Annotated in this window: 11 protein-coding genes; 10 read left to right on the top strand and 1 reads right to left on the bottom strand. The window is 60.8% G+C overall.

From position 1 onward, the window contains the following. The first annotated feature begins 4 nt into the window (after window positions 1–4). From JFU48_RS02740 to hisC, 7 genes are all read left to right on the top strand, one after another. Window positions 5–658, top strand: coding sequence for an MlaC/ttg2D family ABC transporter substrate-binding protein (locus JFU48_RS02740; RefSeq protein ID WP_003221707.1), 654 nt, complete (start codon window positions 5–7; stop codon window positions 656–658). Beyond that, complete coding sequence (locus JFU48_RS02735) at window positions 655–960, top strand: STAS domain-containing protein (protein ID WP_201135788.1); 306 nt, start codon at window positions 655–657, stop codon at window positions 958–960. The genes JFU48_RS02740 and JFU48_RS02735 overlap by 4 nt, the downstream gene beginning before the upstream one ends. 116 nt (window positions 961–1076) lie before the next feature. Then, on the top strand, window positions 1077–1316 hold the full coding sequence (locus tag JFU48_RS02730; protein ID WP_003221710.1) for a BolA family protein: 240 nt from the start codon (window positions 1077–1079) through the stop codon (window positions 1314–1316). A gap of 22 nt (window positions 1317–1338) precedes the next feature. Further along, window positions 1339–2604: a UDP-N-acetylglucosamine 1-carboxyvinyltransferase gene (gene murA / locus JFU48_RS02725; RefSeq protein WP_045122295.1), complete on the top strand. Its 1266-nt coding sequence runs from the start codon at window positions 1339–1341 to the stop codon at window positions 2602–2604. A 126-nt stretch (window positions 2605–2730) separates the two neighbouring features. Continuing rightward, window positions 2731–3366: an ATP phosphoribosyltransferase gene (hisG, locus tag JFU48_RS02720; RefSeq protein ID WP_003221711.1), complete on the top strand. Its 636-nt coding sequence runs from the start codon at window positions 2731–2733 to the stop codon at window positions 3364–3366. 125 nt (window positions 3367–3491) lie between these two features. Further along, complete coding sequence (gene hisD / locus JFU48_RS02715) at window positions 3492–4829, top strand: histidinol dehydrogenase (protein ID WP_003221712.1); 1338 nt, start codon at window positions 3492–3494, stop codon at window positions 4827–4829. A gap of 2 nt (window positions 4830–4831) precedes the next feature. Next, window positions 4832–5884 carry a histidinol-phosphate transaminase gene (gene hisC / locus JFU48_RS02710; RefSeq protein ID WP_201135787.1) on the top strand — a complete coding sequence of 351 codons (1053 nt, stop codon included), beginning with the start codon at window positions 4832–4834 and terminating at the stop codon, window positions 5882–5884. Between the two features lie 123 nt (window positions 5885–6007). Here the strand turns inward: hisC and algW are convergent, their stop codons facing one another. Next, complete coding sequence (gene algW, locus JFU48_RS02705; protein ID WP_045122296.1) at window positions 6008–7162, bottom strand: Do family serine endopeptidase AlgW; 1155 nt, start codon at window positions 7160–7162, stop codon at window positions 6008–6010. Between the two features lie 103 nt (window positions 7163–7265). On the opposite strand from algW, the gene JFU48_RS02700 reads away from it, so the two are divergent. The 3 genes from JFU48_RS02700 (at window position 7266) to cysN (ending at window position 11106) form a co-directional block, all read left to right on the top strand. Further along, window positions 7266–8024 carry a Nif3-like dinuclear metal center hexameric protein gene (locus tag JFU48_RS02700; RefSeq protein WP_003221714.1) on the top strand — a complete coding sequence of 253 codons (759 nt, stop codon included), beginning with the start codon at window positions 7266–7268 and terminating at the stop codon, window positions 8022–8024. A gap of 256 nt (window positions 8025–8280) precedes the next feature. Continuing rightward, window positions 8281–9198, top strand: a complete 918-nt coding sequence (cysD, locus tag JFU48_RS02695; protein WP_003221715.1) for a sulfate adenylyltransferase subunit CysD — start codon at window positions 8281–8283, stop codon at window positions 9196–9198. 9 nt (window positions 9199–9207) lie between these two features. Then, window positions 9208–11106, top strand: a complete 1899-nt coding sequence (gene cysN / locus JFU48_RS02690) for a sulfate adenylyltransferase subunit CysN (protein WP_003221716.1) — start codon at window positions 9208–9210, stop codon at window positions 11104–11106. Window positions 11107–11766 lie beyond the last annotated feature (660 nt).

The raw sequence follows: 11766 nt of genomic DNA, 5'->3' as shown, positions 1-11766 counted from the left end.
TTGAATGATCTCTACCTTGCGACGTGGCCTGTTGGTGTTGCTCGCGACACTGCCACTGCTGGCTAACGCTGCGCCTGGACAGTCGGCGCACGATCTGGTTCAGGACACCACGAACCGGATGCTGGCCGACCTGTCGGCCAATAAAGAGAAGTACAAGAAGGATCCGCAGGACTTTTACACGGCGCTGAACACCATTGTCGGTCCCGTGGTGGATGCCGAGGGCATTTCCAAGAGCATCATGACCGTCAAGTATTCGCGCAAGGCCACGCCTGCGCAGATGCAGACGTTCCAGGAAAACTTCAAACGCGGTCTGTTCCAGTTCTATGGCAACGCTTTGCTTGAGTACAACAACCAGGGCATTACCGTTGATCCTGCCAAGGATGAGTCCGGCGATCGCACCAGCGTCGGCATGACCGTCAAGGGCAACAACGGCGCGATCTATCCAGTGCAATACACGCTGGAGAAGATCAACGGCGAGTGGAAGCTGCGCAACGTGATCATCAACGGCATCAACATTGGCAAGCTGTTCCGTGACCAGTTCGCCGATGCGATGCAGCGCAATGGCAACGATCTGGACAAGACCATCAATGGTTGGGCCGGTGAAGTGGCCAAGGCCAAGGAAGAAACCGACAAAGCTGCCGCGAAGCCAGCGCAATGAGTGAGGCGGCAATACGTATGAGTGACGTCGACGAGCTATTGCTCAGCGGAGTACTGGATTACCGCACAGGTCCCGACCTGCGCAAGGAAGGCCAGGCGCTGATCAAGTCCAGCAAGGCGACGTCGCTGGTCATCGATTGCTCGGCAGTGAAGAAGTCCAGCAGCGTCGGCTTGTCCTTGCTGCTGTGCTTCATGCGCGATGCCCAGGCGGCCGGCAAGGCCGTCAGCATCCGCGCGATGCCGGAAGACATGCGCGAGATCGCTCAGGTCAGTGAACTGACCGAGTTGCTGGCGCACCCCTGAACCCGCATCGATAAAAAAGCCCCCCGTCAGAGTCCTGCCAATGCGGGGTTCGCAGGCGCGGGGCTTTTTTGTATGATGTCCGACCCGTGCGCACAGGGCGCCGATTGAGGTTGAGCATGCAGGCCGTAGAAGTGAAGAGCTTCCTTGAAGGGAAGCTGCCAGGAACGCAGGTGGAAGTTGAAGGCGAAGGCTGCAACTTTCAGCTGAACGTGATTAGCGATGAACTGGCGGCGTTAAGCCCGGTCAAGCGTCAGCAGAGCATCTATGCCCATTTGAACCCGTGGATCGCCGATGGCAGCATCCATGCGGTCACTATGAAATTTTTCAGCCGCGCGGCCTGGGCCGAGCGCACCTGAGCCCAAGGGCGTCGAGATTCTTATGGATAAATTGATTATTACCGGTGGCGTTCGTCTTGATGGCGAAATCCGTATCTCCGGGGCGAAGAACTCCGCCCTGCCGATTCTGGCTGCCACCCTGCTGTGCGATGGCCCGGTGACCGTTGGCAACCTGCCGCACCTGCACGACATCACCACCATGATCGAGCTGTTCGGTCGCATGGGCATCGAGCCGGTGATCGACGAGAAACTCAGCGTCGAAATCGATCCACGCACCATCAAGACCCTGATCGCACCGTACGAACTGGTGAAAACCATGCGTGCCTCGATCCTGGTACTGGGCCCGATGGTTGCGCGTTTCGGCGAAGCCGAAGTCGCCCTGCCTGGCGGTTGCGCCATCGGTTCGCGTCCGGTCGACCTGCACATCCGTGGCCTCGAAGCCATGGGCGCGGTGATCGACGTCGAAGGCGGCTACATCAAGGCCAAGGCGCCTGAAGGCGGCCTGCGCGGCGCAAGTTTCTTCTTCGATACCGTCAGTGTGACCGGTACCGAAAACATCATGATGGCAGCTGCCCTGGCCAAGGGCCGCAGCGTCCTGCAGAACGCCGCGCGCGAGCCGGAAGTGGTTGACCTGGCGAACTTCCTCAACGCCATGGGCGCCAAGGTTTCCGGCGCCGGCACCGACACCATCACCATCGATGGCGTCGAGCGTCTGGGTTCGTGCTTCTACAAGGTCATGCCTGACCGTATCGAAACCGGCACCTACCTGGTGGCCGCTGCGGTCACCGGTGGCCGCGTGAAGGTCAAGGACACCGATCCGACCATCCTCGAAGCCGTTCTGGAAAAGCTCCGTGAAGCCGGCGCTGAAGTCACCAGCGGTGAAGACTGGATCGAGCTGAACATGCACGGCAAGCGCCCGAAAGCGGTCAACGTGCGCACCGCGCCGTACCCGGCGTTCCCGACCGACATGCAGGCCCAGTTCATCTCGCTCAACGCCATTGCCGAAGGCACCGGCGCAGTGATCGAGACGATCTTCGAAAACCGTTTCATGCACGTTTACGAACTGCACCGCATGGGCGCCAAGATCCAGGTCGAAGGCAACACTGCGATCGTCACCGGTACTGAAGTCCTGAAGGGCGCGCCAGTGATGGCCACCGACCTGCGTGCTTCGGCCAGCCTGGTGATCTCGGCACTGGTGGCCGAAGGCGACACGCTGATCGACCGCATCTACCACATCGACCGTGGTTACGAGTGCATCGAAGAAAAACTGCAGATGCTGGGCGCCAAGATCCGTCGCGTTCCGGGCTAGTAGCTGCACTGGGCACAGGGAAGTGTCCACTGAATTCGTTTCGAGTCGAGCCGGTATCCGGCTCGATGTGTGTCCGGCGCCGATTGCGACCGGACATGAGTACCTTGATAAGGACTGACGTTTCCCATGTTGACCATCGCACTGTCCAAGGGCCGCATCCTTGACGACACCCTGCCGCTTCTCGCTGAAGCGGGCATCGTGCCGACCGAGAATCCGGACAAGAGCCGCAAGCTGATCATCCCCACCACTCAGGATGACGTACGTCTGTTGATCGTGCGTGCCACCGACGTGCCGACCTATGTCGAGCATGGCGCGGCCGACCTCGGCGTCGCCGGTAAAGACGTGTTGATGGAATACACCGGCCAGGGCCTGTACGAGCCGCTGGATCTGCAGATTGCCCAGTGCAAGCTGATGACCGCCGGCAAGATCGGCGCGGCCGAGCCCAAGGGCCGTCTGCGTGTGGCGACCAAGTTCGTCAACGTCGCCAAGCGTTACTACGCCGAGCAGGGCCGTCAGGTCGACATCATCAAGCTCTACGGCTCGATGGAACTGGCGCCGTTGATCGGTCTGGCCGACAAGATCATCGACGTGGTCGACACCGGCAACACCCTGCGTGCCAATGGCCTGGAACCCCAGGAACTGATCGCCACGATCAGCTCGCGCCTGGTGGTCAACAAGGCTTCGATGAAGATGCAACACGCCCGAATCCAGGCGTTGATCGATACCCTGCGCAAGGCAGTGGAATCGCGACACCGCGGCTGATGTACCTGCGCGACCTTGAGTCGCGCCCGTCTATCCGCCTCATAGCCAGAATCTCAGGTGCCCAAGCGGAAACGACTGCTAAGTTAGGGCGCCTGAGTTTTTGCCATTCCTATGAGGCTCTCGCTATGACCGCACCGACTGCAATTCGCCGACTCAACGCTGCTGACCCGGATTTCGCGCATCATCTGGATCATCTGCTGAGCTGGGAAAGTGTGTCTGACGACTCGGTCAATCAGCGCGTGCTGGACATCATCAAGGCTGTGCGCGAGCGCGGTGACGCGGCTCTGGTCGAGTTCACCCAGAAGTTCGACGGCCTCGAAGTGGCGTCGATGGCTGACCTGATCCTGCCGCGCGAGCGTCTGGAACTGGCCCTGACTCGCATCACCGTGGCACAGCGCGAGGCGCTGGAAAAAGCCGCGGCGCGGGTGCGCAGCTATCACGAAAAACAGAAACAGGATTCCTGGAGCTACACCGAGGCCGACGGCACCGTGCTCGGGCAGAAGGTCACGCCGCTGGATCGCGCCGGCCTGTATGTGCCGGGCGGCAAGGCGTCGTACCCGTCGTCGGTGTTGATGAACGCGATTCCGGCCAAGGTCGCTGGCGTGACCGAAGTGGTCATGGTCGTGCCGACCCCGCGCGGTGAAATCAATGAGTTGGTGCTGGCGGCGGCCTGCATTGCCGGCGTTGACCGGGTGTTCACCATCGGCGGCGCGCAAGCGGTTGCCGCGTTGGCTTACGGCACCGAAAGCGTGCCACAGGTGGACAAGGTGGTCGGCCCGGGCAACATCTATGTCGCCACCGCCAAGCGTCACGTGTTCGGTCAGGTCGGCATCGACATGATCGCCGGCCCGTCGGAAATTCTCGTGGTCTGCGATGGCCAGACCGATCCGGACTGGATCGCCATGGACCTGTTCTCCCAGGCCGAGCACGACGAAGACGCCCAGGCGATTCTGGTCAGCCCGGACGCCGAGTTCCTCGACAAGGTCGCCGCCAGCATCGACAAACTGCTGCCGACCATGGACCGCGCGACCATCATCGAAACCTCGATCAATGGCCGTGGTGCGCTGATCCACGTGCGTGACATGGCGCAAGCCATCGAAGTCGCCAACCGCATCGCCCCGGAACACCTGGAGCTGTCGGTCGCCGACCCGCAAGCGTGGTTGCCGCAGATCCGTCACGCCGGCGCGATCTTCATGGGCCGCCACACCTCCGAGGCACTGGGCGACTACTGCGCCGGCCCGAACCACGTGCTGCCGACCTCCGGCACTGCGCGGTTCTCCTCGCCACTGGGTGTGTACGACTTCCAGAAACGTTCGTCGATCATCTTCTGCTCCGAGGCCGGCGCTTCCGAGCTGGGCAAGACCGCTTCGGTGCTGGCGCGCGGCGAATCCCTCAGCGCGCACGCACGCAGCGCCGAATATCGCATTAAAGATGCAGACTTTCTGCAAGGGCAGGGGGAGTGAACATGAGTAAATTCTGGAGCCCGTTCGTCAAGGATCTGGTGCCGTATGTGCCGGGCGAACAGCCGAAGCTGACCAAACTGGTCAAGCTCAATACCAACGAAAACCCCTACGGCCCGTCGCCCAAAGCACTGGCAGCGATGCAGACCGAGCTCAACGACAACCTGCGCCTGTACCCGGACCCGAACAGCGATCTGCTGAAAACCGCTGTCGCCCACTACTACGGCGTGCAGAGCAATCAGGTGTTCCTCGGCAACGGTTCGGACGAAGTGCTGGCGCACATCTTCCACGGTCTGCTGCAACACGAGCAGCCGCTGCTGTTCCCGGACATCAGCTACAGCTTCTATCCGGTGTATTGCGGTCTGTACGGCATCCAGTTCGATGCCGTGCCGCTGGACGCGCAGTTCCAGATCAACCCGGCGGACTACGCCAAACCGAACGGCGGGATCATTTTCCCGAATCCGAACGCACCGACCGGTTGCCTGCTGGCACTGGAAGCGGTCGAGCAGATCCTCAAGGCCAGCCCGGATTCGGTGGTTGTGGTGGATGAGGCGTACATCGACTTCGGCGGCGAAACCGCGATCAGCCTGGTGGATCGTTACCCGAACCTGCTGGTGACCCAGACCCTGTCCAAGTCGCGCTCGCTGGCAGGGCTGCGCGTTGGTCTGGCGGTGGGTCATCCGGATCTGATCGAAGCGCTGGAGCGAATCAAGAACAGCTTCAACTCCTATCCGCTGGATCGCCTGGCGATTGTCGGTGCGGCGGCGGCGTTCGAGGATCGCGAGTATTTCGACAAGACCTGCCGTCTGGTCATCGAAAGTCGTGAGTGGGTGATCGCGCAATTGCAGGCCAAGGGCTTTGAAGTGCTGCCGTCGGCGGCGAACTTCATCTTCGCCCGTCACCCGCAACACGATGCGGCGGGGCTGGCGGCCAAGTTGCGCGAGCAGGGCGTGATCGTGCGTCACTTCAAGCAGGAGCGGATTGCCCAGTTCCTGCGGATTTCGATCGGCACGCCGGAGCAGAATCAGGCGCTGATCGACTGCCTCGGCGACCTCTGAAAGCATTGCTGAACCTGTGGGAGCGAGCCTGCTCGCGAAAACGGTTGGTCATTCAACATCATTGTTGATTGTGACGACCTCTTCGCGAGCAGGCTCGCTCCCACATTGATTTGTACTGGCGGCTTACTCTTCTTCTTTGACCGGCGCCGGCGGCGGACGCAGGCCGATTTCAGCGGTCAGCTTCAGTTCCTTGCCGTTGCGCATGACCTGGATGGTCACCTTGTCGGTCGGCTTGATCCGCGCCACCTGGTTCATTGACTTGCGGCCATCACCGGCCGGTTCGCCGTCGATACTCAGAATCACGTCACCCAGTTGCAGGCCGGCCTTCTGTGCCGGGCCATCGCGGAAGATCCCCGCCACGACAATTCCCGGACGCCCGGACAGGCCAAACGACTCGGCCAGTTCCTGGGTCAGCGGCTGCACTTCAATACCGAGCCAGCCACGAATCACCTGACCGTGCTCGATGATCGACTTCATCACTTCCATCGCCAGTTTCACCGGTATCGCAAAACCGATGCCCTGCGAGCCGCCGGACTTGGAGAAGATTGCGGTGTTGATCCCGGTGAGGTTGCCGTTGGCATCGACCAGTGCGCCGCCGGAGTTGCCAGGGTTGATCGCCGCGTCGGTCTGGATGAAGTCTTCGTAGTTGTTCAGGCCCAGCTGGTTGCGCCCGGTGGCGCTGATGATGCCCATGGTCACGGTCTGGCCGACGCCGAACGGGTTGCCGATGGCCAGCGCGACGTCGCCGATGCGAATGCTGTCGGAGCGGCCGACGGTGATTGCCGGCAGGTTTTTCAAGTCGATCTTCAGTACCGCGAGGTCGGTTTCCGGATCGCTGCCGATGACGCGGGCGAGGGTTTCACGACCGTCCTTGAGCGCCACCACGATCTGGTCGGCGCCGGTGGTCACGTGGTTGTTGGTCAGAATGTAGCCTTCCGGGCTCATGATCACGCCGGAGCCGAGGCTCGATTCCATGCGTTTCTGCTTCGGCGAGTTGTCACCGAAGAAGCGCCGGAACTGCGGATCTTCAAACAGCGGATGCGCCGGTTTGGCGATGACCTTGGTGGTGTAGAGGTTGACCACCGACGGTGCGGCGATGACCACTGCGTCCGCATAGGACACCGGCCCCTGCTGCACGCTGGTGGTTTGCGGGGCCTGTTGCAGGTTGACGTCGAGGCTGGGTAGCCCGACCCACTGCGGGTAACGTTGAATAATCAACAGAGCGATAAGCACACCGGCCAACAGCGGCCAGCCGAAAAAACGCAGCGCCTTGAGCATTAAGCACGTCCTGGAAAAGTTGCAGGCGGGGTCAGACCGCCCATAATGTCGCGCATTATACGAGGCCGCGCGTGCCTCTGAACGGGATATTTAGGAGTCTTTCATGGCCGTCGCCCTCAGCACCCTGGTCGAAGAAGCCGACCGTTACCTCGGCAGTGCGAAAATCGCCGATTACTGCCCCAACGGCCTGCAGGTCGAAGGCCGTCCGCAGGTGATGCGTATCGTCAGCGGCGTGACTGCCAGTCAGGCGTTGCTCGATGCCGCGGTGGAAGCCGAGGCCGATCTGGTGCTGGTGCATCACGGCTATTTCTGGAAGGGCGAGAACCCGTGCATCACCGGCATGAAGCAGCGGCGCCTGAAGACGCTGCTCAAGCACGACATCAGTCTGCTCGCCTATCACCTGCCGCTGGACCTGCATCCGGAAGTCGGCAACAACGTGCAACTGGCGCGGCAGTTGGACATCACCGTCGAAGGGCCGCTGGACCCGGACAATCTGAAGATTGTCGGGCTGGTTGGCTCGTTGAATGAGCCGATGACCCCCCGTGATTTCGCGCGCAAGGTTCAAGAGGTCATGGGCCGCGAACCGCTGCTGGTCGAAGGCAGTGCGATGATCCGCCGGGTTGGCTGGTGCACCGGTGGCGGGCAGGGCTATATCGACCAGGGCGTGGCGGCGGGTGTTGATCTGTTCCTCAGCGGTGAAGCCTCCGAGCAGACCTTCCACAGCGCTCGGGAAAACGACATCAGCTTCATCGCCGCCGGCCACCATGCCACCGAGCGTTATGGCGTGCAGGCGCTGGGCGATTATCTGGCGAAGCGTTTTGCCCTCGAACACATCTTCATCGACTGCCCGAATCCGATCTGAGACTAAACATCTGTCCAGTGTGGGAGGGGGCTTGCTCCCGAAAGCGGTGTGTCATTCAACAATGATTTTGACTGATCCTCCGCCTTCGCGAGCAAGCCCGCTCCCACAGGAACAGCGTTTCACGGCCGAACTGGTGGGCATATTCATATGCCCTTTCGATCTAGTAGGCGTCCTGATTAGAAGAGGTCGCTGTGCTAGGATTCCCCGCTCGAACACGGCCCGCTGGCCGTTCATAAGAAAGCTTTCGTGAGTAGCCATGGTCGACAAACTGACGCATCTGAAACAGCTGGAGGCGGAAAGCATCCACATCATCCGCGAGGTGGCCGCCGAGTTCGACAACCCGGTGATGCTGTACTCCATCGGTAAAGACTCCGCCGTGATGCTGCATCTGGCACGCAAGGCGTTCTTCCCGGGCAAACTGCCGTTTCCGGTGATGCACGTCGACACTCGCTGGAAATTCCAGGAGATGTACAAGTTCCGCGACAAGATGGTCGAAGAGCTGGGCCTGGACCTGATCACTCACATCAACCCCGATGGCGTGGCGCAGAACATCAACCCGTTCACCCACGGCAGCGCCAAGCACACCGACATCATGAAGACCGAGGGCCTGAAGCAGGCGCTCGACAAGCATGGTTTCGACGCAGCGTTCGGCGGCGCCCGTCGCGATGAAGAGAAGTCCCGCGCCAAGGAGCGTGTGTACTCGTTCCGCGACAGCAAGCATCGCTGGGACCCGAAGAACCAGCGTCCGGAGCTGTGGAACGTCTACAACGGCAAGGTCAACAAGGGCGAATCCATTCGTGTATTCCCGTTGTCGAACTGGACTGAACTGGACATCTGGCAGTACATCTACCTCGAAGGCATCCCGATCGTGCCGCTGTACTTCGCCGCCGAGCGTGAAGTGATCGAGAAGAACGGCACGCTGATCATGATCGACGACGACCGTATCCTCGAACACCTGTCCGACGAGGACAAGGCACGCATCGTCAAAAAGAAAGTGCGTTTCCGTACCCTTGGCTGCTACCCGTTGACGGGCGCGGTGGAGTCCGAGGCTGAAACCCTCACGGACATCATTCAGGAAATGCTCCTGACGCGAACTTCCGAGCGCCAGGGCCGGGTCATCGACCACGATGGCGCAGGCTCGATGGAAGACAAGAAACGTCAGGGTTATTTCTAAGGGGTTGTCATGTCGCACCAATCTGATTTGATCAGCGAGGACATCCTCGCCTACCTGGGCCAGCACGAGCGTAAAGAGCTGCTGCGCTTTTTGACCTGCGGTAACGTCGATGACGGCAAGAGCACCCTGATCGGACGCCTGCTGCACGACTCCAAGATGATCTACGAAGATCACCTGGAAGCCATCACTCGCGATTCGAAGAAAGTCGGCACCACCGGTGACGACATCGACCTGGCATTGCTGGTCGACGGCCTCCAGGCCGAGCGTGAACAGGGCATCACCATCGATGTTGCCTACCGCTATTTTTCCACCGCCAAACGCAAATTCATCATCGCCGACACCCCTGGCCATGAGCAGTACACCCGCAACATGGCCACCGGTGCGTCCACCTGTGACCTGGCGATCATCCTGGTCGACGCCCGTTACGGCGTGCAGACCCAGACCCGTCGCCACAGCTTCATCGCCTCGTTGCTCGGCATCAAGCACATCGTCGTCGCCATCAACAAGATGGACCTGAAAGACTTCGATGAAGGCGTGTTCGAGTCGATCAAGGCCGACTACCTGAAGTTCGCCGAAGGCTTGAAGATGAAGCCGACCAGCATGCACTTCGTGCCGATGTCTGCCCTCAAGGGTGACAACGTGGTGAACAAGTCCGAGCGCTCGCCTTGGTACAAAGGCCAGTCGCTGATGGAAATCCTCGAGACCGTGGAAGTGGCGGGCGACCGCAACTTCACCGATCTGCGTTTCCCGGTGCAGTACGTCAACCGTCCGAACCTGAACTTCCGCGGTTTCGCTGGCACCCTCGCCAGCGGCATCGTGCACAAGGGCGACGAAGTGGTGGTTCTGCCGTCGGGCAAGAGCAGTCGCGTCAAATCCATCGTCACCTTCGAAGGTGAACTGGAGCAGGCCGGCCCTGGTCAAGCGGTGACGCTGACCATGGAAGACGAAATCGACATCTCCCGTGGCGACCTGCTGGTGCATGCCGACAACGTGCCGCCGGTCACCGACAGCTTCGAAGCGATGCTGGTGTGGATGGCTGAAGAGCCGATGTTGCCGGGCAAGAAATACGACATCAAACGCGCGACCAGTTATGTGCCGGGCTCGATCGCCAGCATCGTCAACAAGGTCGACGTGAACACCCTCGAAGAAGGCCCGGCGAGCGCGTTGCAGCTCAACGAAATCGGCAAGGTGAAGATCGCGCTCGACGCGCCGATCGCCCTCGACGGTTACGACAGCAACCGCACCACCGGCGCGTTCATCGTCATCGATCGTCTGACCAATGGCACCGTCGGCGCCGGCATGATCATCGCTCAGCCAGTGGCTCACGGGACTGCCTCGCACCACGGCAAACTGGCTCACGTTGCCACTGAGGAACGTGCCCAGCGCTTCGGCCAGCAGCCGGCTACCGTGTTGTTCAGCGGTCTTTCGGGCGCGGGCAAGAGCACGCTGGCCTATGCGGTCGAGCGCAAGCTGTTCGACATGGGCCGTGCGGTGTTTGTGCTGGATGGTCAGAATCTGCGTCACGACCTGAACAAGGGGCTGCCGCAGGATCGTGCTGGCCGCACCGAGAACTGGCGGCGTGCCGCGCATGTGGCGCGTCAGTTCAACGAGGCCGGTCTGTTGACCCTGGCGGCGTTTGTTGCGCCGAGTGCTGAAGGTCGTGAACAGGCCAAGGATCTGATCGGTAAGGAGCGTCTGCTGACGGTTTATGTGCAGGCTTCGCCGGCGGTGTGTGCCGAGCGTGATCCGCAGGGCTTGTATGCTGCCGGTGGCGATAATATTCCGGGTGAGTCGTTCCCGTATGACGTGCCGCTGAATGCTGATCTGGTGATCGACACGCAGTCGTTGTCGTTGGAAGAAAGCGTTAAGCAAGTGCTGGATCTGCTGCGTCAGCGTGGCGCGATTTAAGCGTTAGCTGGAAATGAAGAGCCCGTGGATGAGTGATCATCGGCGGGCTTTTTTATTAGGGGGTATTTGGTTTTTGGCGGTGGCGGCCTTTGGGCCGACCATGCTCTTGGGGTTTTGGGTGTATATCCGTTGCTGTGGTAACGGCGGCTTGGGGGTCCGCCCTTACGGCGGGTCACTTTTTCCAGACGCCGAAAAAGTAACCAAAAAGGCTTGCTCCTGCGTTCGGCCCGCTCGCTGGGGCTCGGGGTCCCTTCGCTGCGGGATTGATCCGGGCGCAGCGCCTACGGTTTGCTTCGCTGCACCTCCTCTCGCTGTGTTTGGCTGCGCCAAACGGTCGCTGCGCTCCCACCCCCGGATCAATCCCTCCGCTCAGCCTTCCGACGTCGCCTGTGGATCAAGATCAAGATCAAGATCAAGAGCGACAGCCGAGCTTGCGCTCATCCTGGAGTGGGGCGGCATGCGCCGCGTACGGGTTGTACTTATCTTCCCTGTAGGAGCTGCCGCAGGCTGCGATCTTTTGATCTTGATTTTGTGGGAGCTGGCCTGCCAGCGATGGCGGCCTGACAGCCGACCAATCCCCAACTGAACACACCCAATCCAACTGTAGGAGCGAGCCTGCTCGCGATGGCGGCCTGACAGCCGACCAATCCCTGACTGAAT

Source organism: Pseudomonas sp. TH49 (assembly GCF_016650625.1).
Taxonomy (GTDB): domain Bacteria; phylum Pseudomonadota; class Gammaproteobacteria; order Pseudomonadales; family Pseudomonadaceae; genus Aquipseudomonas; species Aquipseudomonas fluorescens_H.
The sequence above is the reverse complement of the archived record's forward strand: the minus strand, read 5'-3'. Positions and strand labels throughout refer to the sequence as shown.

Coding starts and splice junctions, on each gene's coding strand:
- JFU48_RS02740 (WP_003221707.1), top strand. CDS start 5: ATGATCTCTACCTTGCGACGTGGCCTGTTGGTGTTGCTCGCGACACTG.
- JFU48_RS02735 (WP_201135788.1), top strand. CDS start 655: ATGAGTGAGGCGGCAATACGTATGAGTGACGTCGACGAGCTATTGCTC.
- JFU48_RS02730 (WP_003221710.1), top strand. CDS start 1,077: ATGCAGGCCGTAGAAGTGAAGAGCTTCCTTGAAGGGAAGCTGCCAGGA.
- murA (WP_045122295.1), top strand. CDS start 1,339: ATGGATAAATTGATTATTACCGGTGGCGTTCGTCTTGATGGCGAAATC.
- hisG (WP_003221711.1), top strand. CDS start 2,731: ATGTTGACCATCGCACTGTCCAAGGGCCGCATCCTTGACGACACCCTG.
- hisD (WP_003221712.1), top strand. CDS start 3,492: ATGACCGCACCGACTGCAATTCGCCGACTCAACGCTGCTGACCCGGAT.
- hisC (WP_201135787.1), top strand. CDS start 4,832: ATGAGTAAATTCTGGAGCCCGTTCGTCAAGGATCTGGTGCCGTATGTG.
- algW (WP_045122296.1), bottom strand. CDS start 7,162: ATGCTCAAGGCGCTGCGTTTTTTCGGCTGGCCGCTGTTGGCCGGTGTG.
- JFU48_RS02700 (WP_003221714.1), top strand. CDS start 7,266: ATGGCCGTCGCCCTCAGCACCCTGGTCGAAGAAGCCGACCGTTACCTC.
- cysD (WP_003221715.1), top strand. CDS start 8,281: ATGGTCGACAAACTGACGCATCTGAAACAGCTGGAGGCGGAAAGCATC.
- cysN (WP_003221716.1), top strand. CDS start 9,208: ATGTCGCACCAATCTGATTTGATCAGCGAGGACATCCTCGCCTACCTG.